General features: G+C 58.1%; 29 protein-coding genes. 8 read left to right on the top strand and 21 right to left on the bottom strand.

Annotation, left to right across the window (positions count from 1 at the left end; genetic code table 11):
• Nucleotides 1-302: 302 nt before the first annotated feature.
• The 3 genes from H1S06_RS13550 to H1S06_RS13540 all read left to right on the top strand — a co-directional run bounded on the left by H1S06_RS13550 (nucleotide 303) and on the right by H1S06_RS13540 (nucleotide 1,546).
• Entirely contained in the window at nucleotides 303-818 is a 516-nt protein-coding gene (locus H1S06_RS13550; RefSeq protein WP_181741108.1) for a disulfide bond formation protein B, read from the top strand.
• Nucleotides 819-880: 62 nt separating this feature from the next.
• Nucleotides 881-1,087, top strand: a complete 207-nt coding sequence (locus H1S06_RS13545; protein ID WP_181741106.1) for a hypothetical protein — start codon at nucleotides 881-883, stop codon at nucleotides 1,085-1,087.
• A gap of 153 nt (nucleotides 1,088-1,240) precedes the next feature.
• Entirely contained in the window at nucleotides 1,241-1,546 is a 306-nt protein-coding gene (locus H1S06_RS13540) for a c-type cytochrome (protein ID WP_181741104.1), read from the top strand.
• Nucleotides 1,547-1,615: 69 nt separating this feature from the next.
• Here the strand turns inward: H1S06_RS13540 and H1S06_RS13535 are convergent, their stop codons facing one another.
• Together H1S06_RS13535 and pomA are read right to left on the bottom strand one after the other, a co-directional pair.
• Nucleotides 1,616-2,545 (bottom strand): flagellar motor protein MotB, encoded by a 930-nt coding sequence (locus tag H1S06_RS13535; RefSeq protein WP_181741102.1) that lies wholly within the window; start codon nucleotides 2,543-2,545, stop codon nucleotides 1,616-1,618.
• A gap of 11 nt (nucleotides 2,546-2,556) precedes the next feature.
• Entirely contained in the window at nucleotides 2,557-3,315 is a 759-nt protein-coding gene (gene pomA, locus H1S06_RS13530; protein WP_181741100.1) for a flagellar motor protein PomA, read from the bottom strand.
• 193 nt (nucleotides 3,316-3,508) lie between these two features.
• On the opposite strand from pomA, the gene H1S06_RS13525 reads away from it, so the two are divergent.
• Genes H1S06_RS13525 through dxs form a run of 3 tightly spaced genes read left to right on the top strand, consistent with a single transcriptional unit; the run spans nucleotide 3,509 to nucleotide 6,436 of the window.
• Entirely contained in the window at nucleotides 3,509-3,751 is a 243-nt protein-coding gene (locus H1S06_RS13525) for an exodeoxyribonuclease VII small subunit (protein WP_181741098.1), read from the top strand.
• Between the two features lies 1 nt (nucleotide 3,752).
• On the top strand, nucleotides 3,753-4,649 hold the full coding sequence (locus H1S06_RS13520; protein WP_181741096.1) for a polyprenyl synthetase family protein: 897 nt from the start codon (nucleotides 3,753-3,755) through the stop codon (nucleotides 4,647-4,649).
• A 2-nt stretch (nucleotides 4,650-4,651) separates the two neighbouring features.
• The gene (gene dxs, locus H1S06_RS13515; RefSeq protein ID WP_181741094.1) at nucleotides 4,652-6,436 is read left to right on the top strand and encodes a 1-deoxy-D-xylulose-5-phosphate synthase; all 1,785 of its coding nucleotides are present in this window, start codon (nucleotides 4,652-4,654) and stop codon (nucleotides 6,434-6,436) included.
• Between the two features lie 49 nt (nucleotides 6,437-6,485).
• On the opposite strand, the gene ribA is transcribed toward dxs, so the two are convergent.
• The 18 genes from ribA to H1S06_RS13425 form a co-directional block, all read right to left on the bottom strand.
• A complete protein-coding gene (gene ribA / locus H1S06_RS13510) occupies nucleotides 6,486-7,094 on the bottom strand; it encodes a GTP cyclohydrolase II (protein WP_181741092.1) in 609 nt (202 codons plus the stop codon).
• Between the two features lie 47 nt (nucleotides 7,095-7,141).
• Nucleotides 7,142-7,618 carry a phosphatidylglycerophosphatase A family protein gene (locus H1S06_RS13505; protein ID WP_181741090.1) on the bottom strand — a complete coding sequence of 159 codons (477 nt, stop codon included), beginning with the start codon at nucleotides 7,616-7,618 and terminating at the stop codon, nucleotides 7,142-7,144.
• The gene (thiL, locus tag H1S06_RS13500; RefSeq protein WP_328515350.1) at nucleotides 7,615-8,580 is read right to left on the bottom strand and encodes a thiamine-phosphate kinase; all 966 of its coding nucleotides are present in this window, start codon (nucleotides 8,578-8,580) and stop codon (nucleotides 7,615-7,617) included. The genes H1S06_RS13505 and thiL overlap by 4 nt, the downstream gene beginning before the upstream one ends.
• Before the next feature lie 18 nt (nucleotides 8,581-8,598).
• Nucleotides 8,599-9,072, bottom strand: coding sequence for a transcription antitermination factor NusB (nusB, locus tag H1S06_RS13495; RefSeq protein ID WP_181741088.1), 474 nt, complete (start codon nucleotides 9,070-9,072; stop codon nucleotides 8,599-8,601).
• A gap of 2 nt (nucleotides 9,073-9,074) precedes the next feature.
• Nucleotides 9,075-9,548, bottom strand: coding sequence for a 6,7-dimethyl-8-ribityllumazine synthase (gene ribH / locus H1S06_RS13490; protein WP_181741086.1), 474 nt, complete (start codon nucleotides 9,546-9,548; stop codon nucleotides 9,075-9,077).
• 11 nt (nucleotides 9,549-9,559) lie between these two features.
• A complete protein-coding gene (ribBA, locus tag H1S06_RS13485) occupies nucleotides 9,560-10,678 on the bottom strand; it encodes a bifunctional 3,4-dihydroxy-2-butanone-4-phosphate synthase/GTP cyclohydrolase II (RefSeq protein WP_181741084.1) in 1,119 nt (372 codons plus the stop codon).
• A 17-nt stretch (nucleotides 10,679-10,695) separates the two neighbouring features.
• Nucleotides 10,696-11,367 carry a riboflavin synthase gene (locus H1S06_RS13480; protein WP_181741082.1) on the bottom strand — a complete coding sequence of 224 codons (672 nt, stop codon included), beginning with the start codon at nucleotides 11,365-11,367 and terminating at the stop codon, nucleotides 10,696-10,698.
• Nucleotides 11,367-12,512, bottom strand: a complete 1,146-nt coding sequence (gene ribD / locus H1S06_RS13475; protein ID WP_181741080.1) for a bifunctional diaminohydroxyphosphoribosylaminopyrimidine deaminase/5-amino-6-(5-phosphoribosylamino)uracil reductase RibD — start codon at nucleotides 12,510-12,512, stop codon at nucleotides 11,367-11,369. The genes H1S06_RS13480 and ribD overlap by 1 nt, the downstream gene beginning before the upstream one ends.
• A gap of 1 nt (nucleotide 12,513) precedes the next feature.
• Nucleotides 12,514-12,996 (bottom strand): transcriptional regulator NrdR, encoded by a 483-nt coding sequence (gene nrdR, locus H1S06_RS13470; protein WP_181741078.1) that lies wholly within the window; start codon nucleotides 12,994-12,996, stop codon nucleotides 12,514-12,516.
• Between the two features lie 98 nt (nucleotides 12,997-13,094).
• The gene (gene glyA, locus H1S06_RS13465) at nucleotides 13,095-14,351 is read right to left on the bottom strand and encodes a serine hydroxymethyltransferase (protein ID WP_181741077.1); all 1,257 of its coding nucleotides are present in this window, start codon (nucleotides 14,349-14,351) and stop codon (nucleotides 13,095-13,097) included.
• A gap of 190 nt (nucleotides 14,352-14,541) precedes the next feature.
• A complete protein-coding gene (locus tag H1S06_RS13460) occupies nucleotides 14,542-14,964 on the bottom strand; it encodes an Hsp20/alpha crystallin family protein (protein ID WP_181741075.1) in 423 nt (140 codons plus the stop codon).
• Nucleotides 14,965-15,075: 111 nt separating this feature from the next.
• Nucleotides 15,076-16,422, bottom strand: a complete 1,347-nt coding sequence (locus H1S06_RS13455) for a DUF58 domain-containing protein (protein ID WP_181741073.1) — start codon at nucleotides 16,420-16,422, stop codon at nucleotides 15,076-15,078.
• Nucleotides 16,419-17,402, bottom strand: coding sequence for an AAA family ATPase (locus H1S06_RS13450; RefSeq protein WP_181741072.1), 984 nt, complete (start codon nucleotides 17,400-17,402; stop codon nucleotides 16,419-16,421). Before H1S06_RS13450 ends, H1S06_RS13455 begins: the two co-directional genes overlap by 4 nt.
• Nucleotides 17,399-18,697, bottom strand: a complete 1,299-nt coding sequence (locus H1S06_RS13445) for a DUF4350 domain-containing protein (protein WP_181741070.1) — start codon at nucleotides 18,695-18,697, stop codon at nucleotides 17,399-17,401. Before H1S06_RS13445 ends, H1S06_RS13450 begins: the two co-directional genes overlap by 4 nt.
• The gene (locus tag H1S06_RS13440; RefSeq protein WP_181741068.1) at nucleotides 18,694-20,208 is read right to left on the bottom strand and encodes a DUF4129 domain-containing protein; all 1,515 of its coding nucleotides are present in this window, start codon (nucleotides 20,206-20,208) and stop codon (nucleotides 18,694-18,696) included. The genes H1S06_RS13445 and H1S06_RS13440 overlap by 4 nt, the downstream gene beginning before the upstream one ends.
• Nucleotides 20,195-21,166 (bottom strand): stage II sporulation protein M, encoded by a 972-nt coding sequence (locus H1S06_RS13435; protein ID WP_181741066.1) that lies wholly within the window; start codon nucleotides 21,164-21,166, stop codon nucleotides 20,195-20,197. Before H1S06_RS13435 ends, H1S06_RS13440 begins: the two co-directional genes overlap by 14 nt.
• A 12-nt stretch (nucleotides 21,167-21,178) precedes the next feature.
• Complete coding sequence (locus H1S06_RS13430; protein ID WP_181741064.1) at nucleotides 21,179-21,874, bottom strand: RDD family protein; 696 nt, start codon at nucleotides 21,872-21,874, stop codon at nucleotides 21,179-21,181.
• Nucleotides 21,875-21,891: 17 nt separating this feature from the next.
• A complete protein-coding gene (locus H1S06_RS13425) occupies nucleotides 21,892-22,386 on the bottom strand; it encodes a DUF4234 domain-containing protein (protein WP_181741062.1) in 495 nt (164 codons plus the stop codon).
• Nucleotides 22,387-22,609: 223 nt separating this feature from the next.
• On the opposite strand from H1S06_RS13425, the gene ettA reads away from it, so the two are divergent.
• Together ettA and H1S06_RS13415 are read left to right on the top strand one after the other, a co-directional pair.
• A complete protein-coding gene (ettA, locus tag H1S06_RS13420; protein WP_181741060.1) occupies nucleotides 22,610-24,268 on the top strand; it encodes an energy-dependent translational throttle protein EttA in 1,659 nt (552 codons plus the stop codon).
• Between the two features lie 149 nt (nucleotides 24,269-24,417).
• Nucleotides 24,418-24,783, top strand: coding sequence for a PilZ domain-containing protein (locus tag H1S06_RS13415; RefSeq protein ID WP_181741058.1), 366 nt, complete (start codon nucleotides 24,418-24,420; stop codon nucleotides 24,781-24,783).
• Between the two features lie 12 nt (nucleotides 24,784-24,795).
• On the opposite strand, the gene radA is transcribed toward H1S06_RS13415, so the two are convergent.
• Complete coding sequence (gene radA / locus H1S06_RS13410; RefSeq protein ID WP_181741056.1) at nucleotides 24,796-26,172, bottom strand: DNA repair protein RadA; 1,377 nt, start codon at nucleotides 26,170-26,172, stop codon at nucleotides 24,796-24,798.
• Nucleotides 26,173-26,216 lie beyond the last annotated feature (44 nt).

Raw genomic sequence — 26,216 nt, 5'->3', positions numbered from 1 at the left:
AGCGGATGTTGGCCAGAACATAGAGTGCTTGTGGAGCGGTGCCACAGCATTCATGGTTGAAGCCAGAGCGAATCTGACTGTATTTGGAACTCCAGAGATGTTCTGACGCGGCAAAACGGCTGTAATAATAAAACACTATATTAGTGCATACAATGCACTAAAAATGCGATTTTCGCAGAATTTACGCACCAAATTAGTGCATTGACCTGAAACAGGCCTGTTTGGCCAGCCGTTGAAACTTGCTTGAATACAAGTGATCAGGCTACTCTTGCCACTGTTATTTTCAACAGGAACAGGTTGTCATGAAGCTCGCCCAGCAACTGCTGAACTCTCGTGTGTATTGGCTCGTGCTGCTGATCGGAGCAGCCGCTGCCGAGGGCGTGGCCCTCTATTTTCAGTACGTGCTCGACTATGGGCCCTGCGTCCTGTGCATCCACATTAGACTCTGGCTGTTCGCCCTGATTCTGGTCGCTCTGGCCGCCCTGCTGCTGCCACGCTGCCCCAAGGCCCAGACCGGCGGCCGCCTGCTGACCCTGTTGATCGCACTGGGTTTTGCCGAACGCAGCTGGCGCACCCTGGCGATAGAGCGCAACTGGATTGGCAGCAGCTGCTCATTCGATTCAGGCCTGCCCGCCTGGTTTACGCCTGGTGAATGGTGGCCTTGGATGTTCGAAATCTGGGAATCCTGCGGCTATACCCCTGAGGTTATTGCCGGTTTGACCATGGCGGAACTGCTGGCCGTCGGCAGCCTGGTCTTTATTCTGCTCGCCATCGCTGCGATTATCGCCAATCTTGTCAACAAAGCGCCGCAAAGCTGACACACCGGTGTCACAATTCGTCGTCCATAATGGCCTCATGACACAAATAAGAGGATAAGATCATGAGCGCCATTCAACTGACTGCACAACTGCGCCAACTGCTGAACCGCGGCTATTCCGTAGAAGATGTCCGCAATCTGGTTCCGGTACCACACGAAGTGCTGGAACAGGCCATCCGCGAACACCGTCTGCAAGAACACTCTCGCCACCGTGACCGCCTACTGCAGGGTCAAGCCGACTTTGCCATGCGCCTGGGACGCCAACGCTAACCCAGGCACCGCCACACTTTCTTCCGGTTTCCGCGGGGCCCGCGACCCGATGCCGCACCTTGGAGGTATTTACTTTAAGGGAATGGCCGCCCTAAAATCCCCATATTTAAGTATAATCGGTACAAAACCGAGCTAAATAAAAGGAAACCTGCAATGAAAAAGACTCTACTGATTGCGGCAGCTGCCACCCTGTTGACTCCGGCCGCAGCCATGGCTGAACGCTCTGGTGAAGAAGTCTACAACGCCAAGTGCTCCGTTTGCCACGTTGCCGGCGTTGCCGGTGCACCCAAGTTCGGCGACGCTGCCGCCTGGGCCCCGCGTGCCGAAAAAGGCATGGATGCACTGCTGGCCACAGCGATCACCGGCATCAACGCCATGCCGCCGAAGGGCACCTGCATGGACTGCACCGATGGCGAACTGAAAGCGTCCATCCAGTACATGCTCGACGCTGCCAAGTAAGCATCGTTCGTCCCATAAAAAAACCGCCAATTCGGCGGTTTTTTTATGTCTTTCAACGACTGTTTGACATCAGAAGACACTGCCGGGATCCAAGGCTTCGCCTTCGGTATCACCATCCGGGCGAGATTGTAACTTCTCCAGAGCCTCTTCCACATTGCCTTTCTGAATCACGATCTCAACACGTCGATTGCGTGCCCGCAGCTCCGCCGTTGTATTCGGCCCCAGAGGGCGAGTATCCGCATAGCCGGTAATACTGAAACGAGACTGATTGATACGGCGGTCTGAAAACAGCTCATGCGCTACCGCCAACGCTCGTTCAGTGGAGAGATCCCAATTGGACTCGAATCGTCGGCCGCCATAAGGCACGCTGTCCGTATGCCCCTCAATGGCCACCTTACCGCTGATATCCAACAACAGGTCGCGAATCTTGGCCACCACCGGTATATATTCGAATTTCAGCTCCGCCGAGCCTGACTCAAAAGAACCGCGCTCTTTGACTCGGATAATAATGCGCGAACCATCGGTTTCGACCTCGATACTGCCCTCACCGATTTCATCCGATAATGCCTGCGCAACCGCAATGGCTTCGTCTCGCGCTTCTTCTTCCTGCTGACGACGCAACTCTTCCAGACCTTTCAGTTCATCCTCGATCTGCGCTTCACCCTCACGAGAGCGTACATCCAGACTGTTCATGTCGTTGTTCACCGTCATCTGCCGCACCTCGTTCAGAGGGGTCGGCTCGGGACGTCCCGGACTGAACTCCTGGGCAATGATGGATGTACCCTTGGGAATATCCTCAACCTTGATCTGATTCTGTACGCCGAAGGCTTCGCGCATGGAACCGGCAAGCTGTTTGAACTTGAGTACATCCATCTCGGAAAAGGACAGCAACAGTACGAAGAAACACATCAGCAACGACATCAGGTCGGCAAAGGTCGCCATCCAGGCCGGCGAACCGGCTGGAGGGCATTTGCATTTCTCGTCGTTCTCGTCACTCACTGCTGTGATCCTCAGCTTTCAGCAACGGCACGTTTGTCTTCCGGCAGATAACTGCGCAGCATCTGGTCGATGATACGAGGATTCTGTCCGGCCTGAATGGCCAACAGACCATCAATGACCAGTGCCTGATTCAGTGACTCTTCATCACGCCGCACCTCCAGCTTATCGGCCACCGGCAGCGCGAACATGTTGGCGATCATGGCACCGTACAAGGTCGTCAACAGCGCAACCGCCATCGCCGGTCCAATCGATTTCGGATCCGACATGTTGGACAGCATCTGCACCAGACCGATCAACGTACCGATCATGCCCATGGCCGGTGCCACTTCGCCGATTGCCCGGAAGATCTTGCTGCCGAAGTCATGACGTTCAAAGGTCAGGCGCGTCTCCTTTTTCAGCAGCTGCTTCACCACCTCCGGATCATGCCCATCCACCAGCAGCTGAATGCCTCGCTGCATGAAATCCGACGACACCTGCTTGTCCTCCAGTGACAACAATCCGCCCTTGCGCGCCGCATCGGCCAGCTCCACGGTTTCGGCAATGATGTCTTCAGGGTTGACGGACTTGAACATGAACGCCTTGGCCAGCACCTTGCCGGCACCCAGGAACTGCGCCAGCGTAAATTTCATCAGCACCACCAACAGGGTACCGCCAAGGACAATCAGAATAGAGGGAGGGTTAACAAATATACCGACATCGCCGCCCAGGACCATCGCTGCGATGATGATGCCAAAGGCCCCGATAAGGCCAACGAGGGTAGCCAGATCCACTGAACGCTCCTGAAAAAGTATGTGCGATCCCATTTACAAGTGAAAACAAGGTCTTCACCCAGCGTCCACCCTAGCAAGATAATACCAGAACAGTGCCCGTGTTCATCCCATTTGCCGGGTTTTTAGCGATGCAGATTGACCCTCTTCGCCGGGTTGGTTAACGTGAGCGGCTTATAGAGGATAGTGAATCGCCATGGCACCCAAACCGAAGACTCTCGACTTTGAACAGTCGCTGCAACAGCTCGAAGGACTGGTTGAACAGCTAGAGCAGGGAGACCTGCCGATCGAAGATGCACTCAAGGCCTTCGAGCAGGGCATACGGCTGACCCGTGACTGTCAAACCATCCTGCAACAGGCCGAACAGAAAGTACAACTGCTGACCGAACAGGACGGTGCCATCCACGCCAGCGACTTTCCTGACCAGGGAGACCTCTAGCATGAATACGTTTACGCAGCGCCTGGACGGCTATCGCCAACGCGTCGAGCAACAGCTCGACCGGCTGATCTGTGCCGACCACAGTCTGGAGCCCCGTTTACAGCTCACCATGCGCCATGGCCTGCTCAATGGCGGCAAGCGTTTGCGACCGGCTCTGGTCTACCTGAGTCACCGGCTCTGCAGCGATGCGCCGGCAAACGACCTGACAGACCGAGCCGCGGTCGCCATCGAGTGCATCCACAGTTATTCCCTGGTGCATGACGACCTGCCCGCCATGGATAACGATGACCTGCGCCGGGGCCTGCCGACCTGCCATATCGCTTTTGACGAAGCCAGTGCCATCCTGGCCGGCGACGCCTTGCAATGCCTCGCCTTTGAACACCTCAGTGCGCCCGGTGACAATGTTCCGGCTGCCCTGCAACTGCGTATGCTTAATCTGCTCGCTCAGGCCAGCGGCATGTACGGTATGGTGCTGGGCCAGGCCTTTGATCTGTCCCATGTGGACAAGCCTCTGACACTGGAACAACTGCAGGCCATGCATGCCCACAAGACCGGTGCGCTGATCAGTGCCGCCGTTGAGCTGGGTGCTCTCTCGGCCGGGGTAACCGATGCCGACAAACTGGAACCGCTTCGCCACTACAGCCGCCTGATCGGGCTGGCCTTCCAGATTCAGGACGATCTGCTGGACATCGAGGGCAATACCGAAACACTGGGCAAACCCCAGGGATCGGACCTCACGCAGAACAAGCCCACCTATCCTGCTCTGTTGGGACTTGAAGGCGCCCGCACACGTCTGCATCAGCTGCATGATGAAGCGGTCGAAATTTTGCGCACCTTTGGCCCGACGGCAGATGACCTGATTGCGCTGACCGATTACATCGTCCATCGCGATCACTGAACATGCTACACCAGATTCCCACTTTACGACCGCCCACTCCTCTGTTGGACCAGATCGACAGCCCCCGCGACCTGCGCAACCTGCCACCGTCACAGCTGCCGCAGCTGGCACGAGAGCTGCGTGCCTTCCTGCTCTATTCGGTTAGTCAGACCGGTGGCCATTTCGGTGCCGGACTGGGTGTGGTCGAACTGACCATCGCCTTGCACTATCGACTGCAGACCCCGGATGACGACCTCGTCTGGGATGTCGGTCATCAGAGTTATCCACACAAAATCCTGACCGGTCGTCGCGAGCAGATGCTCGGCATACGTCAGAAAGGCGGCCTGTCTCCCTTCCCCAAGCGCGATGAAAGCCCCTACGATACCTTTGGTACCGGCCATTCCAGTACATCCATTTCAGCCGCACTCGGCATGGCACTGGCACACCGTCTGCAGGGACAAACGCGTCATGCGGTAGCCGTCATCGGTGATGGTGCCATGACAGCCGGCATGGCATTCGAAGCCCTGCACCATGCTGCCCATACCGGTGCTAACCTGCTGGTGGTGCTGAATGACAACGACATGTCGATTTCACGCAACGAGGGCGGGCTCGCCAACTATCTGGCCCGCCAGTTGAAACAGAATACCGACACACCGGTCACCGCCGAATTGTTCAAGGCCCTTGAGCTGGGCTATATCGGCCCTGTGGACGGGCACGACTTCAGTCTGCTGTTACCGGCTCTGGAGCGGGCACTGGCCGAGCCCGGCCCGCGCCTGCTGCATGTCATTACCCGCAAGGGCAAGGGGTTTGCCCCGGCAGAAGCGGACCCCGTGGGCTATCACTCCCTCACCAAACTGGAGCCGCCCGCGACAGCGCATAATCCCGCACCGGTCAAGCGCCCCAAGTACTGTAATGTATTCGGTCGCTGGCTATGCACCACAGCGGCTGTGGATAACCGTCTGGTTGGCATCACCCCCGCCATGCGGGAAGGGTCCGATCTGGTCGCTTTTTCCGAGCGCTTCCCCGAGCGCTACTTTGACGTCGCCATCGCCGAGCAACATGCCGCCACTCTGGCCGCCGGACTCGCCTGCCGCCAGATGAAGCCCGTATTGGCAATCTATTCCACCTTCCTGCAACGTGCCTACGATCAGGTAGTGCATGATATTGCGCTGCAGAAGCTGGACGTCCTGCTGGCGGTCGACCGCGCCGGTCTGGTCGGAGAGGATGGCGCAACTCATGCCGGCTGCTTCGATATCACCTATCTCCGCTGTCTTCCTCATATGGTCGTTATGACCCCCGCCGACGAGGACGAACTGGAACAGATGCTGACATTGGGTCATGAATACCCGGGACCGGCTGCAGTCCGCTATCCGCGCGGCAGCGCCGCCCTGCCTCAGGCCGGACACCCGATACCGGTACGGCTGGGGAAAAGCCGGACATTGAGGAGCGGCAGGAAAGTTGCCTTGCTCAACTTCGGTCCCCTGCTCGCCACGGCCCGACAGGTGGCCGAGGCCCATGACTACACCCTGGTGGACATGCGTTTCGTAACCCCGCTGGACCAGGACATCATCAATCAGCTGGCCGCCCACCATGAGTTGCTGGTCAGTATTGAGGATCATTCGATTCGGGGAGGTGCGGGTTCGGCAATCGCAGAACACCTGCAGGCCGCCGAGTTGACCACGCCCCTGCTGATACTGGGTATTCCCGATCGCTGGATCGCCCACGCCAGCCGTCAGGAACAGCTGAGCGAGTGCGGACTGGACGCCACCGGTATCGAGACCTCGATCCGGCAGCGCATGGGAAGCTAGCTAACCGCCGATACACCGAAAAACAGGGTGCGGGCGACCTGAAGGCGCGTTATTCGTCCTTGAAATGGTGCTCGGTCATCATATGGCCCAGCTTGCCCATCTTGGTCTGCAGGTAGTCTTCATTGTGGCGGTTCTTGCCCACCTGAAGCGGTACTCGCTCGGCCACATTCAAACCGTATTTTTCCAACGCCTTTACCTTGCGCGGATTATTGGTCATCAATCTGACAGCCTTGATCCCCAAATGCGCCAACATCGGCTCGCACATACTGTAGTCACGCATATCCGCAGCAAAGCCCAGGCGCTCATTGGCTTCAACGGTATCCGCACCGCCATCCTGCAGATGATAGGCCTTGATCTTGTTCAGCAGCCCGATGCCTCGCCCTTCCTGACGCAGATACAACAAAACACCCTTGCCTTCTTCGGCAATGCGCTTGAGTGCTTCCTGCAACTGAAAACCGCAATCACAACGCAGACTGAACAGTGCATCGCCGGTCAGACACTCCGAATGGATACGCGCCAGTACCGGCTCGTCGCCGGCCACATCGCCGAATACCAGCGCAACGTGCTCCTTGCCGGTGGCCGGATCTTCAAAGCCCACCATGGTAAAGACCCCCCAGGGGGTCGGCAGCCGTGAGTCGGCTACATACTGTACTGACACCTTGGTTGTTTCCTCTGTCACTATTCGTTTCCCGGGCCATGGCGGGGTTATCCCCAAAGCCAGAGCAGCCCCTGTAACGCCAGCGCAGCAAAAACACCCGCCAGCACATCATCAAGCATAATCCCGAGACCACCATGCACACGGCGGTCAACCGGCCGAATCGGCCAGGGTTTCCAGATATCAAACAGGCGAAACAGGATAAAACCGAGCAGCGCCCAAATCCAGTCAACCGGTACCGCAATCATGGTAATCCAGTAACCGACAAACTCATCCCAAACAATACCGCCGTGATCATGCACTCCCAGGTCACGCGAGGTACGGCCACACAACCAAATACCGATAACACCGGCCAGCAACGTCAGCCCCAGATAAACCGGCAGTGTGGTCTGAGCCATCAGATACCAGAAGGGTACTGCAGCCAGTGTACCGAAGGTACCCGGCGCCCAGGGAGCGGCACCGCTCCCCAGTCCGAAGGCCAGAAAATGAATGGGGTTGCGCCAGACGGAAGCCGGAGCCTTGTTCATATCGAGTCCTTAAAATGGTCATATCCCGACGCCAGCCCGGTCCGAACCTGCCCGGCCGCATCCAGTACCCGTAAGCCCGGCGCTGCCGTCACACAGCCGATATCGGTCAGCAACACACCCAGACGCTCAGCCACCTTAAGACAGGCCGGCACCTCTTCGGCTGCAACGCTAAGACAAAGTTCGAAATCTTCGCCGCCGGACAACGCCCAGACAAGGGCATCTCGTGGATAGAACCGCTGAAGTACTGCCGAGCGGGGCACACGATCCTGCCAAAGGTCAGCGCCCAGACCCGATGCCTCCAGCAGATGACCCAGATCGGCCAGCAGACCATCAGAGATATCCAGACCGGCACGCACATGCGGTCGCAGTTGACGGGCCAATGCCAGGCGTGGTTCGGGCCGATAGAAACGCTGTTGCAGGTAATGCACGTCTGCATGCGGCGCTGGCGGCCGCAACAGCGTCTCCAGCCCGGCCCGGCTGTCACCCAGCGTCCCGGATACCAGAATTCTATCCCCTGCCTGCGCCCCTCGGCGCAACAGTGCTTCGCCACTCGGCACGAAGCCGTGCACTTGCGCACTCAAGGTCAGCGTCTCACCACGGGTCGTATCGCCGCCGACCAGACGGATGCCCAACTCAGTGGCCCGCTCGGCCAAAGCGGCCGCAAAGGGTTCCAGCCAGTCAGGATCACTGCGAGGCAGGGTCAAGGCCAGGGTCAGCCAGGCGGGCGTGGCCGCTGCGGCAGCCAGGTCACTGACGGCGGCACCCAGCAAACGACAGGCCACGTGCCGGGGTGCAGTGCCCGGCAAAAAGTGAGTGCCTTCAACCAGCGTATCGATCGAGACCACCAGTTGCTGCCCACTGGGTACCTGCAGCACGGCACAGTCGTCACCAATACCGGTGACAACTCCCTGCCCCTGCTGCCCCGTCATGAAGTAGCGACGGATCAGCTCAAATTCGCCCACGGTCGCCCTTCATGCCGATCAGTTGGAGCGACGTGCCCGAATTTCACTGGCCCGTACTCGCTGCGCCAGTTTATCAAGGATGCCATTCACATATTTGTGACTTTCGGTGGCGCCAAACACCTTGGCCAGTTCCACGCTTTCGTTAATCGCAACGCGGTACGGCACCTGCAAGCGGTGAATCAGCTCATAGGCACCGATACGCAGCACACTCAATTCAACCGGGTCCAGGTCGTCCAAAGGGCGATCCAGGAACGGGCGGAACGCCTCATCCAGATCACGGCTGCCGCCGATAACACCGCGCAACAATTCGGAGAAGAGCTGCGTATCGGTATTGCCCATATCGTTGTCGACACGGAACTGGGCCTCGATTTCAATTGCACTCTGCCCAACCAGTGACCATTGATACAACGCCTGCAGCGCGAAGCTGCGGGCACTGCGACGCATCTCGGTCAGGTTGGGCTTGCCTTTTTTACGTGGGGTGGTGTCGCTCATGTTCAGACCTCAAGCTGACGCAGCAGGCTGACCATTTCCAGTGCAGACAGTGCAGCTTCAGCGCCCTTGTTACCGGCCTTGGTACCTGAACGTTCAATGGCCTGTTCAATGGAATTGACGGTCAGAATACCGTTGGCAACCGGTACGTCATAGTCCATGGAGACCTGAGCCACACCCTTGGAGCTCTCGGCGGAAACGTATTCGAAGTGCGGTGTACCGCCTCGAATCACGGCGCCCAGTGCGATGATCGCGTCATCCTGCTTCTGCTGCGCGACACGCTTGACCGCCAGCGGAATTTCAAACGCGCCCGGCACACGAATCACGCGGATGTTTTCTTCTGCAACACCATGACGCGTCAGCGCATCGATGGCGCCATCCAGCAGGCTTTCAACCACGAACGCATTAAAGCGGCCGACCACGATAGCGTATTTGCCGTTGGCGCTGACGAAGTCGCCTTCAAAAACTTGTACTGTCATAACCTTGTCCATCAATCCTCGTAGGGGATGTACTCTTCGATCTCCAGGTCAAACCCGGAGATCGCATTGAATTTCATTGGTGAACTGAGCAGGCGCATTTTGCGCACCCCCAAATCACGCAGAATCTGTGAGCCCGTGCCCACGGTCAGGTAAGCACCGGAGGCACTGACATTGACCTTGGAAGGGGTGCGGTCCTTGTTCAGCAGGCTGTCGATCGCATCGCCCAGATCCACACGACGTCCGGAATCCAGCAGCAGCACTACGCCCTGACCTTCTTCAGCGACGCGTTTGAGCGCACGGCGCATGGTCCATTTCATCTTATCACCGGGACGTACGCCCACCACGTCACGCAGTACCTCGTTACGCACATGCACGCGCACCAGCGTAGCGTCATCGGACGTCACTTCGCCCTTGATCAGGGCCAGATGGGTACAGCCCTGAATTTCATCACGGAAGGTGACGTACCGGAACTCACCGTATTCGGTCGGCAGCGTGCCTTCCTCCTGGCGGGTGACCGTGTGTTCGTTCAGGGTCCGGTAATGAATCAGGTCGGCGATGGTGCCGATCTTGATGCCGTGTCGAGCCGCGAATTTTTCCAGGTCTGGGCGACGTGCCATGCTGCCGTCTTCATTAATGATTTCAACAATCACCGAAGCGGGCATCAGCCCTGCCAGACGCGCCACATCACACCCGGCTTCGGTATGACCGGCCCGGCTCAGCACACCGCCGGGCTGCGCCATCAGCGGGAAAATATGCCCCGGCTGCACGATATCCTCGGGCACGGCATCAGCCTTCACTGCCGCATGCACGGTGACTGCACGATCAGCGGCGGAAATGCCGGTCGTAACGCCCTTGGCTGCTTCAATCGACAGGGTAAAGTTGGTCGAGAAGGCCGCGCCGTTGCTCTGCACCATCAACGGCAGTTTCAGCTGCTCACAACGCTCGCGGGTCAGTGTCAGACAAACCAGTCCACGAGCATGGGTGATCATGAAGTTGATATCTTCAGGCCGTACGCACTGGGCCGCAATCACCAGGTCACCCTCGTTTTCACGGTCCTCGTCATCCATCAGGATAACCATTTTACCCTGGCGAATATCTTCGATCAGTTCTTCGGTGGTGTTCAGCTGCATAGTTCTCTCCCGCCGCCTCAGCGACGCATGAATCCGTGATTAGCCAGCAGCGCCAAGGTCACGCCGCCGGCATCGCCGTCGGCTGCATCCTCGGTGTGCGCTGCACCCATCAGACGCTCCAGGTAGCGGGCAATGATATCCACTTCCAGATGCACCTGACGACCGGCTGTGTAACTGTCGATAATCGTTTCCTGTGCCGTATGCGGCACTATATTGAGTTCAAGGCAGTCGCCATTCAAGGCATTTGCCGTCAGACTGACACCATCGACGGTAATCGAGCCCTTGGCGGCCACATAGCGCTGAATGGAGGCGGGCATACGCACCGTCAAACGCACCGAACGCGCATCGTCACGCCGTTCGACCACGGTACCCAGTGCATCCACATGACCGGTGACAATATGGCCGCCAAAACGGGTGTCGGCACGCATCGCCTTTTCCAGATTGACCGCCTCACCAACAGCCAGTGACTCAAACCGTGTGTGGGCCAGTGTTTCCAGCGACACATCAGCGATAAATCCGTCACCGGGCAACTCGACGGCGGTCAAACAGACACCATTGGTAGCAATACTGTCGCCGAGGCGGACGTCACTCAGGTCCAGCGCGCCAGTACGCACATACAGGCGCATGTCGCCGCCAATCATGCGCATGTCGGCAATACTGCCCACGGCTTCAATGATTCCGGTAAACATCAGTCGTTATCCTGGCGGCAACTCAGGGTCAGACGCAGGTCATCCCCAAGTTGGCGCGTATCGGTGAGTTGCAAGCGGTACTGCTGCGCCATCTGTTCCAGCGGCAGGTTGAACAGTGGCCGCGCCGAGCTGCCCAGCAGTGTCGGTGCCAGATAGAGTACCAGCTCATCAACCAGTCCCGCACGTAATGCGGCACCGGCCAGGGTTGCACCGCATTCGATCAGCAGCTCGTTGCACTGAGCATGCTCGGCCAACCAAGTCAGCAGCGCCGACAGGTCGACACGGCCATCGTTTCCGGGCAACGAAACGACCCGTGCACCGGCGGCACTCAAAGCGATGGCCGCTGGCGCGTTTTCGCTACAGGCCGTGGCAATCAGAGTATCGCCCGACAGGTTCAGCATGCGAGTCGATACCGGCAGGCGCAATCGACTGTCCACCACCACTCGCAGCGGCTGGCAAGCCGCCGCCCTGGCGGCGTCGGCATCCGGCAACCCGATTTCACTGGCCCGTACTGTCAGGGAGGCATCATCGATCAGTACGGTATCGACCCCGGTCAGGATAGCCGAACTTCGGGCCCGCAGGCGCTGGACATCAGCGCGGGCCGCGGCACCGGTGATCCATTGCGACTCTCCACTTTGCATGGCCGTCCGCCCATCCAGGCTGGCCGCCAGTTTCAAGCGCGTGTAGGGGCGCCCGTGCTCCATGCGGCAAATGAATCCCGGATTGAGAGCTCGTGCTTCGCCTTCCAGCAGGCCCGATGCCGTCTCTATACCGGCTCGCTGCAACAGGCTCAGACCACGCCCTGCCACCAGCGGATTGGGGTCCTGCATGGCACACACCACACGGGCAACCCCCGCCTTGACCAGGGCTTCAGCACAGGGAGGCGTTTTGCCATGGTGACTACAGGGCTCCAGCGTGACATAGGCGACCGCGCCTTGAGCCCTGTCGCCCGCGACACGCAACGCATGCACTTCAGCGTGAGGCTCGCCCGCTTTCAAATGGGCGCCAGTACCCACCACTTCATCATCACGCACAATCACACAGCCCACTCGCGGATTGGGGTCGGTGCTATACAGCCCCTGCCGGGCCAGACCAATTGCCTGCGCCATCCACTGGTGATCCTGTGCACTGAAAGATGCAACCATATCAGCAGCTCTCCCCGTCACCGGCGCTCTCGCTCGGGCTGGACAGCCGCTCGATTTCATCGCGAAATTCCTTGATATCCTGAAAGCTGCGATAGACGGATGCGAAACGCACGTAGGCTACCTCATCCAGCTTGCGCAGCTCCGCCATGACGGCTTCGCCGACTTCTCGGGACGGCAGTTCACGCTCGCCCGTTGCGCGCAAACGCTGTTTGATTCTGGTGATGCAGGCTTCGATCTCTTCGATACTGACGGGGCGCTTTTCCAACGCACGCTGAATCCCCGCCCGCAGCTTGTCTTCATCGAAAGGCTGCCGAGTACCATCGTTCTTGATGACACGCGGCATCAACAGCTCTGCGGTTTCATAGGTGGTAAAACGCTCGTGACAACTGATGCACTCACGCCGACGCCGAATCTGCTGGCCTTCTGCGACCAGGCGGGAGTCGACAACTTTGGTCTCATGGGTCCCACAAAACGGACAGTGCATGCGTGCCTCGAATTAAAGAGCGTTTCCCTACGGGGTTATGAAGTGGTCAACCACAATAAAAAAAGGGCGGCCATTGCCGCCCCTGCTATTCTACCGACTTACTTGTAAACCGGGAAGCGGGCACAGATCTCTTTGACCTGTTCTTTCACGCGCGCGATGGTTTCTTCGTTTTCGATATCATCCAGCACGTCACAGATCCAGTTCGCCAGCTGAGCGACTTCGTCTTCCTTGAAGCCGCGACGAGTCACCGCCGGGGTACCAATACGCAGACCGGAGGTGACGAACGGTGAACGCGGATCGTTCGGCACCGAGTTTTTGTTCACGGTGATGTTGGCACGACCCAGAGCAGCGTCAGCATCCTTACCAGTGATGTCCTTGTTGATCAGATCAACCAGGAACAGGTGGTCTTCAGTGCCGCCTGATACGATGTCGATACCGCGATCCATGAACACCTTGGCCATTGCCTTGGCGTTTTTCACGACCTGAGCCTGGTATTCCTTCCACTCCGGCTCCATCGCTTCCTTGAAGCACACGGCCTTGGCCGCAATCACGTGCATCAGTGGACCGCCCTGAGATTCAGGGAAAACCGCAAAATTCAGTTTCTTCTGCAGTTCTTCATCAGCATTGGCCGACAGGATCAGGCCGCCACGCGGACCACCCAGGGTCTTGTGCGTTGTGGTGGTGACCACATCAGCAAAAGGCATCGGCGTCGGGTAGACACCGGCAGCCACCAGACCGGCAATATGGGCCATGTCGACGAACAGGTAGGCGCCGACCTTGTCAGCGATTTCGCGGAAGCGTGCCCAGTCAACGATCTGAGAGTAGGCAGAGAAGCCTGCTACGATCATCTTCGGCTTGTGCTCAACCGCCAGACGTTCAACTTCGTCGTAGTCGATCTCGCCGGTTTCAGCGTTCAGACCGTACTGAACCGCCTTGTAGATACGGCCAGAGAAAGATACGGCTGCACCGTGGGTCAAGTGACCACCGTGTGCCAGACTCATGCCCAGTACGGTGTCGCCCGGCTGGCACAGCGCCATGTAAACGGCAGCGTTCGCCTGGGAACCGGAGTGCGGCTGTACGTTGGCATAGGTTGCACCGAACAGTTCTTTGGCACGGTCGATCGCCAACTCTTCAACGACATCGACATACTCGCAGCCACCGTAGTAGCGCTTGTGCGGATAGCCTTCGGCGTACTTGTTGGTCAGTACTGAGCCCTGAGCTTCCATCACACGCGGGCTGGTGTAGTTTTCAGATGCGATCAGCTCAATGTGCTCTTCCTGACGGGTAGCCTCGGACTGCATTGCAGACCACAGATCCGCATCATAACTGGCGATAGACATATCTTTGCTAAACATTGCTGTCCCCTGTAGTTGCAAAAATAGCGGCAAGGTTGGTGCAGGTAGTGACGGACTGACCTGTAGCTGCCTTTGAAAAGAGGCGCATTATAGTCCAAAAACCGTATGGAAGGCACATGAAAAGGGGTCAGTCCCTAACGCAAAAGATTCATATTGTCGCAGGCACTGACCCCAGGAGGTTTTATCCGGTTCAGTCAATACTGATTTTGACGCCCTCTTCCGTGGCTGCAGGCCGTTTGGGCAGGGTAATTTCCAACACGCCATCCGCAAAAGCCGCTTTGACTGCCTGAGTATCCACATCAGCACCTACCGACAATTGCCTGATAAACTGGCCAACATGACGCTCCTGTCTGATCAATTTACCATCCAGCTCTTCCTTGCTTTCCTTCCGGGTTTCACCCTTGACCGTCAGTACACCGTTGTCGAGCGATATTTCAACATCCTCTTTTTTAACCCCCGGCATATCGACATGCACACGGTAGTCATTTTCCGTTTCATGCACATCAATAGCGGCCACCTTGTCACCATTGGAGCGGGTCGCCAGCGGTCGGAAGAAGTCATTCAGGAAGGTATCGTCAAACAAACTGTTGAAGCGGGTTACATTGGTACTCATCACAACCCCCTCGAGTTCAGGTGAATCATGGTTCAGAGACGCGATCGCATCACTGCGTCGCGGCCACCTCTGATGAGTGTAGAACGGGTTATATCCGTTAGCCAATCAGCCCTACAACCGACCGGCGCGCTTGAGCATCAGATACTGTTCAATCAGTTCAACATGCAAACATTGCGGCGGGGCATCAACAATCATGACTCCCTGCCCACGCAGGCGTCGGATCAGCTGTTCCCGCTGATCACGGTAAAGCGTACGCGCACAGAAATTGAGCGTTTGCTCGGCATTGGGCTGCTCCGGCAGAGGCTCATCCAGATAGCTTTCACGCAGACAGGCCAGCATGACCAGGTGCTTCCGTGCCAATAGTTTCACCGCCGCCTGCAGGTCACCGCTGTCATCATCCCTGAGGTTAGTGACCAGCACCACCAGCGAACGCTTGTGCTGCTTCTGCATCAGCACGTCGGCCGCCTGCACCACATCGCTGGCCTCTGCACTGCTGTGCACGGCATACAGACTGTTCAGCAGGTGGTTGATCCCCTGCCGCCCCTTGACCGGCCGTACCCAGCGGCACCGATCTGCAAAGCCCAGCACGCCCACGGCATCACCGGCTCCCAAGGCAATATAGGCTGTCAGCAGCAAGGCATTGAGTGAGTGGTCGAAATGGCTCAATTCACCATCCATAGCACGCATTCTGCGACCGGTATCCAGCATGAACATCACTTCCTGATCACGTTCATCCTGGTACTCCCGCGAAACCAGTCGTTGCTGGCGGGCCGTCGCCTTCCAGTCGATCTGACGTATTTCATCACCGCGCTGATATTCTCGCAGCTGACGAAACTCCTGCCCCGAGCCTCGACGTTGGGTCAAATGCGCTCCGATCTGCGCAACACTCTGCTCGTAATCCAGAAAGTTCAGATTGGCCAGCGCCATAAAGTTGGGGTAGACCTTTACAGCCTGCTCAGCCGCCACGGATCGCTGCAGTCGCCACAGCCCCAACGGCGACTGTATCCGCATGACAATATCACCAAACTTCGCCTCCCCGCGATGCACCGGCCGCGCACTGTACTCGACCTGACATGACTGACCGGACTCCAGCACCACTTCGGCAGGCAACTGCTCCGTCACCAGACTACCGGGGTAGTGGTCCATGTAGCTGATTCGGAGTGTTCGCGCACTCGGGTTGCTGAACTCCAGTCGTATCCTGGCATTAGCACCCAACGCCAGATTGCCCGGCAGTTGCCGTCGGGCCTCCACCCTCGGCGTGGCATACAACAAGACGGCATCCGCCAGTGCGACCAACGCCGCAATACCGAACATCACCCACCAGACGTCGGCCAGCAGCGAAGCATCCATGGAGGTCAACACTCTGACCCCGGCCGGCACCACGGCCAGCGCCAGCAGGATCAGCAAGTATTTGAACAGGGCCTTGTCCGGTAGCAGGCCTAACAGCGCCCTGATCATGTGCGCGGTGCATCAACCGTTTGCATCAACTGCTGCAGAACCCGGTCCGGCGTAAAACCTTCGATTTCACTTTCCGGTGCCAGCAGAATACGGTGCCGCATCACCGGCAAGGCTACTTGCTTGACGTCATCCGGCAAGACGAAATCACGGCCGTTCATCAGTGCCCAGGCCTTGGCCGCACTGACCAAGCCGATGCTGGCACGCGGCCCTGCCCCCTTGAGGATGCTGCTGGCATTGCGGGTTGCCTGAACCAGACGCACCGCATATGCCAGCACCTGATCATCCAGCGTCACCCGTTCAGCCGCCTGCTGCAGGGCCTGAATGTCATCCGCATCCAGCGCGCCATTCAGGCGCGAACTGATCGCCGCCATACTCAATTCACCACCGGTAACCTGACGAACCAGACGCGTCTCATCGTCAAACGCCGGGTAATCAATAAATACCTTCATCAGAAACCGGTCCAGCTCCGCTTCCGGCAACGGGTAGGTCCCTTCCTGCTCAATCGGGTTCTGTGTCGCCAGCACCATGAACGGCGGTTCAAGGGCATACGCCTTGCCTTCAATTGTTACCTGATGCTCCTGCATCACCTCCAGCAGGGCCGCCTGGGTTTTGGCCGGAGAACGGTTGATTTCGTCCGCCAGCAGCAAATTGGTAAAAACGGGTCCCTTTCGCACATGAAAGCGCCCCTCTTTCATGTCATAGATGGCATGACCGGTCATATCCGCCGGCATCAGATCAGGCGTGAACTGGATGCGCCGGAAACGGCCGTCGAAGCAGGTCGCCAGCGCCCGTACCAACAGCGTTTTTCCCAGCCCCGGTACGCCCTCTAACAACACATGCCCCCGACACAGCAATGCGATCAAAACCTGATCAACGACCTCATCCTGACCAATCAGCAGCGAACCGATGCTGCTGCGCAAAAAGTCGATTTTGCCGGTTACGTCACGGGCGACCCGAGCGTCTTCCATTTCAATGGTCATAGTCGATTCCTGATTCTGATAAGAAGTTGTACCGTTTCGACCAGCTCGGCCGAGGTATAGTGTTCTCGCGGCAGCAGAGCTTGTGCGATCAGCTCCTGCGGCATGTCGACCTGCCGGGCAATGGCCTGCTGCTGTTGTTCCGGGGAACCCTGTTCCACCCCGCCACCCAGGCGCACAGCACGCTTGATGACCTGTTGCCGCAACGGAGCCAGCACAAAGTCCAACTGCCCATATTGATGATGGAAGCGAGCCACAGCCTCGACATGTTCACGCAGGGTTCGCCTTTGCTGCCGGTCCTGCAGCAGCACCGGGCCAAAACGGCGGCCACGATAGAGCAGCCAGGCCAGCAGCAGACAGACACTAATCAGCAGTGCTTCCGGCGCATTCTGCCAGATCAACAGCCTTAACGGTGGCCATTCACTGTAGCGCTGGATATGAACAGGGCCGGCCACCAGATGATTCAACAGATAGGCATGATCAAACAGACCGATACGATGATTGGACCAGATATCGATATCCTTCATCACCGCTATCTGACCGGCGCCCAGCTGCAACAACAGTATTTCGACCGACTCGGCCGAGCGGGATACCGCTTCCAGACGGGGGCGAAAGGCTCCAACCGGAGTGTCCAACGCCTCACGCAACGACAGCTCGCCAAAATGCTGACTGACCACCTCCCCACCGGGCAGTTCCAGACGGCTCAATTCTCGCGGTTGAACACGCGCTTCCCGTGCCTGTATATCCACCCTCACCTGCTCGCGGGGACTCAACGCATCCCGTTCCATGCGCGCCTTGACTTCCAACTCCTCGGCCAGTGATTCGAGTGTTTCATCCATGGCGGCCTCGGTTTCACTGTCGGGCAGCCGCTTGTTCTTATGGGAGGCCTTGCTCCTCTCATCTGACCCGGGGTACTCATGCCCGATCCCCAGCACCTCGTTCAAAGGGTCCGGGCCCAGATCAACCGAATAGGGCCAGATCAACCGCCCTCCCGCATCCACCCAGGTCAACAACTGCTCAATGCGTTCATCATCTTCAAGCAGGTAACTCGTATCCGTCAAAACCAGCGTGTCGTAACGCCCCAGGCGAGTCGGATCGACCGGATAACGATAATGCTCGACGCTCAGGCCGCGCTGCTCCAGCAACATGCCAGCCGCAAAAAAGGCATTTCGGGAAACCTCAGGAGCAGGTCCCTCATCGATCACCTCCTGCTTCCGCTCAAGTTGTGTACTGAACAGGTAGGCGAACCCGGCCAGCAGCAGTGCCGGCAGTACCTTGAACAGCATCATGCGCTTCATGACAGCACCTTCCGCAACCCCGTCAAGAGCTGTTCCACCTTGCCTCGCGCAGGTGCTTCATGTGCGTAGGCCTGACTCAACCAGGTCTGTGTCAGCTCATCGAACAGCCCCTCCAGGGCCAAAGTCTCGTACGCACGCACCGCCTGGGCACACTCCAGTTCCGTATACCAGGATTCGACGGCAACACCATGATGATGCACCAGCCGGTGCAGGGCATATCGGTACACCAGTGACAGCGCCACACGTGTATCTCCCCGCTCCAACGCCTCCGTTACAGCAGCCGTGATATCCTCGGGCAGACTGTCCGCCGCAATCGACATGCCCATTACGACCTGCGGCATGGTACGCGCCGGTTCCAACGGCTCGGACACTTCCAGGCCATTCAAGTGACGCATCAATGCACGCGCCAGCAACACCAACAGAGCCAAGATACCGACCCAGACCAACACCTCGGCAACCCGATATACACCCGAGCCATCAGACGGCTCAAAATCCCAGTCATCCAGCCAACTGCCCCAGTCACTCTCGGATTCCTCCTTGTCAACGCCATCGAACTCTTTCAAGCTCCACCGCGTGTGCTCCTTCTCGATCACAAAGGGAGGTTCTTCCAGCAGTACCAGCACCTCTTCCTTGGATTGCTCAGGAGTTGAATCCAGTAACGGATTGGCGGCCATCACCGGCGCCGCCGGCATGAAGGTCAGCGCCAGCGACAATAACAGCGTACCGGCCAGCATCATGACCGACGATGTAGCACCAGCAGCGGCCTCGCCGGCGCTCTTGCGCTCACTGGCGATCTGCCGAAAGAGCAGTTCCAGATCCCAGGCTTCCAGTTCCACTCGTCGATTGATATACAGCGCAAACCCCGAAGATACATAGAAGGGCGCAACCACCGACATGCACAGCAGCGTAAAGGCGTTGCTGACATGCTCCGGCCATCCCCCCTCTGCATCAAACAGCCAAAACCAGTCCGGTTCAACAAAATCACCCACCAGCATGATTGCCAATACCGGCCCGGCCACTACCAGCAACATTTCCAGATGCACCAGCACCAGCGTCAGCCAGACAGCCTCCGAGCCGCCGTTATAAGACAGAGTTTGGCAACGTGTGGCCCGCGCCCGGCCCTTCTGTTTTTCCAGTACCGTCACCGCCTGCCGGAACGAGCGCTGCAGGTCAAACCGGCGCCATAGCAGCGCGGACAGGCAGTCAAACAGCCACAGGCTTCGCAGCTGCCGCCAATCCACACCACGCAGAGAATTTTCACCAAACAGGAATCGACTCAACAACAGCAGCGGCAGACGCTCCAGCAAGGGTTTCAGCCACCAGAGCACCATGGCAACAATCCAGGGCGAGTCGAAAAAAATGACACTCAACGGCAGGAACAACATCACGGCAGGCACCAGCCAGGCCAGCCATAGGGCCTTGAACCAGCGCCGCCCCATCAGCACGCCCAAATCCAGCGCCTGCCAAGGCGTCCTGACCTGTGCCCGAATCTGCAGATCAGTCAGGTTCACGCGACATTCCTATCTTCGAGAAAAAACAGAACCAGAGCACAAACAGCCACAGCGCCGCGCCCACCACCAGTTTCACGGCCACCGGCAGCTGGCCGCTTGATGACCAGAAGGCTTCCAGAAAGGCTGCCACGAACAACATGAAAACCCCGCCATACATGAGCTTCACTGCCTCGGCTGACGCCGTACGCAAGGCATCCAGACGGCGCTGACGTCCCGGATGGATCAGGGCATGCCCCATCATCAAGCCGGCCGCCCCACAGATCACGATAGCCGTCAGCTCAAAGGCGCCGTGACCAATCACGAAAGGGTAAAAAGTAATACCGAAACCCGCACGCGTCAGATAGCCGGTAACCGCTCCCAGGTAGAGACCGTTATACAATACGACCATCAGGGTTCCGATCCCCAGAAACATGCCACCGGCAAAGGCCTTGAAGGCGATCCCGATATTATGACTGATGTAGTAGCCGAACATGGCCAGATCCGTTTCCGAGTCTCGCTCCGGTCCCAGGCGATCGTTGGCGGGGTCATACATGGATTCCAGCTCGGCCGCCTGCTCCGGCGACACCAGGCTGTACATGAACGTTTCGCTCAAATAGGTGCCAATGCCCATGACCAGGGCCGGCAAGATGAACAGCAGCGCTGCACAGAGAACATACTGACGGTTTTGCCTCAACGCGGCTACGAACGCCACCAGAGCATTGCCCAAACGGCCCACCGTGGCGCGAGCTTCTCGCTGATACAGCAGATGGTGGCCACGCATGACCAGGTGATTCAGACGGGCAACCAAGGCATCCGAATAATCACGCTGTCGGGCCAGTGACAACTGACCGCAAAGCTGACGATACTGCTCGGGAAAAGTCGTCTGCGGCTTTTCCACACCCTGACGACAGTCTTCCACCTGACGCTCGAACGCCTGCCACAGCGGCTCGTATTGCTGTTCGAAATCCCTTTCTTTCATCGTTTCATCTGCTCACTTTCGTCCCAGCAACCAGGCCCCCACACCCTTGAGATGCTCCAGCCCGGCAGCCCCGGACACACCGGTCACTGGTTCCAGCAGCTGGGCAAGCTCTTCCTGCCGCGGCTGGCTGATGGACATACTGCGCTCGGTCAGACCGATAATGCCCTGACGTTCGGCACGGCTCAGCACCTGACGCGGCATGATGGGTTTGATGGACTCATCCACCACAACCTTTGGCTGCTTGTCGACATGAACCACCAGGCTGCCGGCGGCCAGATCCCCCAGCCTCTGAAAACGTCCCGAAACCACCATGCTGACGATACCGGCCACGTAAAACAGCGGCAGGAAGTCCGCCGCACGCAACAAATTGCGCACGACCGAAGCGCCCCAGCCGATCGGGGTGAAATCCTCGTTCACCACTTTCAGTCCCAGCGCTTTTTTGCCCGGAGTCTGACCGTGTCTGAACACTTCGAAAAAAACCGGATAAAACCATTCCAGCAGGAAGGTCAGGATCAGAAACAGCCCCATTCCCAAGCCGCCCATCAGCGGGAGCATCATGCCAAGCCCCGCATACACCAGCCCGCGCCAGGCCAAATCGATCAGATAGGCAAGGATACGCGGTACCGGTCCGGCCATGGCCTGAACGAATTCGATCCCTTCCGGGGTTTCGACACTACAATGATTATCAAGAAGCTTGGATGCACACATGCTATACCGCCGCTGGCTCAGCCGCGCATGTCGATGTTCTGGTTAACTTTGTAGTTCAGGTACAGGACGTTAAAGAAGAAGGTCAGAATCGGGCCACACCAGGTCGGCTTGCCCTTGCTCTGAGTGACACGGTTGAGACGGTTACGGAACTTGAATACCCACACGACCATCAGAATCATACCGGCAAGAGACAAAACAGGGCTCAGCAGAGACAGGACTGACATCAGCTCATAGGGAAGCGGCATCAGCAGGAAGGGGAAAATGACGCTGCCGATGTAACAGCCGGTCGTGATATTCATGAAGCCCGCCGAGATGGGATCATCCGAAATCTGATTCAGCCTGTTGGTACGTGTGTACAGCCAGTAAATGCCGTAAATACCGAAGGTAACAATCAACAGAGCGAATACGCCCCAAGTGGTAAAACGTTTGAATACGGAGAGGTCACCGGCCGCTTTGGGAACTTCAAGTTCAGCTTCTGGCGCCGCATAGGGATTGTCTGCAATTTGATTCATATTTCGTCCTTAAAAAACATAATGAAGGGGGGTCACCGGGCGCATCCAAGCCGGCGTTGATCCTAGCTTAAGGGCAGCCTTCTTGCCAAGAGTCAAGCCCGATTAATAACGTCCCTGTAAGGCAACACCCGGAACGACTTTACAGCCGGAGGCAACATGGCTTTCCCCCCGTCCCGGGGGTAGAATCTGGCTGTTTTTTAACCCTAAACCTACAGGCATATTGATGGCTCAGTACGTTTACACGATGAACCGCGTGGGCAAGGTCGTTCCGCCCAAGCGTGAAATCCTCAAGGATATCTCATTATCCTTTTTCCCCGGTGCCAAGATCGGTGTACTTGGTCTGAACGGTGCCGGTAAATCCACACTGCTGCGCATCATGGCCGGCGTTGACAAGGATTACACCGGCGAAGCACGCCCCATGCCCAACATGAAGGTGGGCTACTTGCCGCAGGAGCCGGAGCTGGATGACGGCAAAACCGTGCGGGAAGTGATCGAAGAAGCAGTCAGTGACGTCAAGGATGCGCTGGCCGAGCTGGATCAGGTCTATGCAGCCTATGCCGACCCGGACGCCGATTTTGACGAATTGGCCAAACGTCAGGCCGAACTGGAAAACCTGATCACGGCCAAGGACGGTCACAACCTGGACCAGGCACTGGAGCGCGCCGCCGATGCCATGCGTCTGCCGCCCTGGGATGCCAAGGTTGAACACCTGTCCGGTGGTGAACGTCGCCGTGTCGCACTCTGCCGTCTGCTGCTGGATCACCCGGACATGCTGCTGCTGGACGAGCCGACCAACCACCTGGACGCCGAGTCGATCGCCTGGATCGAACGCTTCCTGCAGGAATACACCGGCACCGTCGTGGCCATTACCCACGACCGTTACTTCCTCGACAACGCCGCCGGCTGGATTCTGGAACTGGACCGTGGTCACGGTATCCCCTGGGAAGGCAACTACTCCAGCTGGCTGGAGCAGAAAGACGCCCGCCTGGAGCAGGAAGCCAAATCCGAAGCCTCGCATCGCAAGGCAATGAAGTCCGAGCTGGAGTGGGTGCGTCAGGGTGCCAAAGGCCGTCAGACCAAATCCAAGGCGCGCCTGAAAGCGTTCGAAGAGATGAACTCGCGCGAGTTCCAGCAACGCAACGAAACCCAGGAAATCTATATCCCGCCGGGCCCGCGCCTGGGCGACAAGGTGATCGAGCTGCACAACGTCACCAAGTCCTACGATGACAAGCTGCTGTTCGAGAACCTGAACTTGTCCATCCCGCCGGGTGCTATCGTCGGTATCATCGGCCCCAACGGCGCCGGTAAATCCACCCTGTTCCGCATGCTCAGCGGCGAAGAGCAGCCCGATTCCGGCGAGATCGAAATCGGCTCTACTGTGCAGCTGGCCTACGTGAACCAGTCCCGTGAACTGAACGGCGACAACACCGTGTTCCAGGAAATCTCCGACGGTCAGGACATCATCACCGTGGGCAACTTCCAGACCCCGGCCCGTGCCTACTGCGGTCGTTTCAACTTCAAGGGTTCCGACCAGCAGAAGTTCGTCAAGGATCTGTCCGGGGGAGAGCGCAACCGTCTGCACATGGCGAAGCTGCTGAAAGAAGGCGGCAACGTGCTGTTGCTTGACGAACCGACCAACGACCTGGACATCGAGACCCTGCGCGCACTGGAAGAAGCCCTGCTGGCGTTCCCGGGCTGCGCCGTGGTGATCTCGCATGACCGTTGGTTCCTCGACCGTATCTGTACGCACATGATTGCCTACGAGGGCGACTCTAACGTAGAGTTCTTCGAAGGCAACTACACCGAGTACGCCGAGGACTACAAACGCCGTTACGGCAAGGACCATCAGCCGGAGCGGATCAAGTATCGCCGCATGAGCTGATTCAAGGGGGCTGCCTTCGGGCAGCCCGTCTTTTCATCCCTTTGCCCATCAGAATCAGCGTTCTCTTGATCTTGCGCACTCTGCCCGCACGACCCGGCTATGCTGTAATAGCCGCCCGCCATTCAGGCAGAACCTTCAGGAGCCCAAGCATGAATAATCCACAGGAACGGCGTCGTTTTACCCGCATCCCCTTCGATGCCGAATGTGAGTTGCACAGCACCAAAGGAACCGCGATTGTACAACTGATCGATATTTCTCTGCGCGGTACGCTGGTCGAATCCACCCGCCCGCTGCCCATCGACCTGGGCGACACGGCAACTCTGCACCTCTATCTGGCCAACGATATCCTGATCAAAATCCCGGCCAGTCTTAAACACGCCGAACCGCCGCTATACGGCTTCCTTGCCGCCGGTATCGAAATTGACAGCATCACCCATCTGAGACGCCTGATCGAACTCAATCTGGGCGATGAAGCATTGCTGGAACGTGAACTGGAACAACTGATTGACGGCTGACGCTCACCGGCGTCAGATCGCGTCCAACGCTTCGGACAACGTTTTGACGCCAACCACCTCCATGCCGCCGGGCAGCGATTCGCGCGGCACGTTGGCAATAGGCACGATGGCCCGTTTAAAGCCGTGCTTGGCCGCTTCCCGGATACGCTCCTGACCATTGGGCACCGGACGGATTTCGCCGGACAGCCCCACCTCGCCAAACACCATCAGCTCCTGTGACAGCGCCATGTTGCGAAAACTGGACACGACCGCCAGCAACAGCGCCAGGTCGGCACTGGTTTCCAACACCTTGACCCCACCGACCACATTGACGAACACGTCCTGATCACCGGTCATCAAACCGCCATGACGATTGAGTACCGCCAGCAACATGGCAAGGCGGTTCTGTTCCAGCCCCACCGCCACTCGACGCGGGTTGGACAGATGCGACTCATCCACCAGCGCCTGCAGCTCCACCAGCAATGGCCGAGTGCCCTCCCAAACCACCATCACCACGCTGCCGGGACTGGGTTCGCTGCCACGACTGAGGAAAATGGAGCTGGGATTCTTGACCTCCTTGAGCCCGTTTTCCAGCATTGCGAACACACCCAGCTCGTTGACAGCACCGAAGCGGTTCTTGTGACTGCGCAGGGTACGGAAACGGCTGTCGGAAGAGCCTTCCAGCTGCAGCGAACAGTCGATCATGTGCTCCAACACCTTGGGGCCGGCCAGGGAGCCGTCTTTGGTCACATGACCGACCAGAAACAGCACCGTGCCGGTCTGCTTGGCAAAGCGGGTCAGGAAAGCCGCGCTCTCGCGCACCTGAGACACCGAACCCGGTGCCGACTGTACATCGGCGACATGCATCACCTGAATGGAGTCGATCACCATCACTCTGGGCTTGAGGTCATTGGCCAGATCGCAGATCGTTTCCACCGAGGTTTCCGACAGCATCTGCAACTGATCGGCCCTGAGCCCCAGCCGTGCGGCACGCATTGCCACCTGCTGCAACGACTCCTCGCCGGTGATGTACAGCGCCGGCATCTGACCGGCCAAATGACACATGGTCTGCAACAGCAAAGTACTCTTGCCGGCTCCCGGATGGCCGCCGATCAGTACTGCCGACCCTGGCACCAGCCCCCCGCCCAGCACCCGATCCAGTTCGCTGCTGCCACTGGAAAAGCGCGGCATTTCTTCCAGCGCTACCTCGCTGAGGCTGACCACTTTCTTCTGCGCTCCGGCCCCGCCTGCATAACCTTCGAAACGGGCACTGCGCACGCCGCCGGCATCCGAACCCAGTCGCACTTCGGTAATGGTATTCCAGGCCCCGCAGGCATTGCACTGCCCCTGCCACTTGCGGTAATCAGCGCCGCAATCGTTGCAGACAAAGGCGGTTTTCGTTTTGGCCATTAGGGTGCCTCCTGAAGATTTAGGGTTTACACTGAGCGTCTGTT

Source organism: Marinobacterium marinum, from assembly GCF_013868415.1.
Classification (GTDB): domain Bacteria; phylum Pseudomonadota; class Gammaproteobacteria; order Pseudomonadales; family Balneatricaceae; genus Marinobacterium; species Marinobacterium marinum.
Note: the sequence above shows the minus strand (reverse complement) of the source record. Positions and strands in the feature narration are given on the sequence as shown.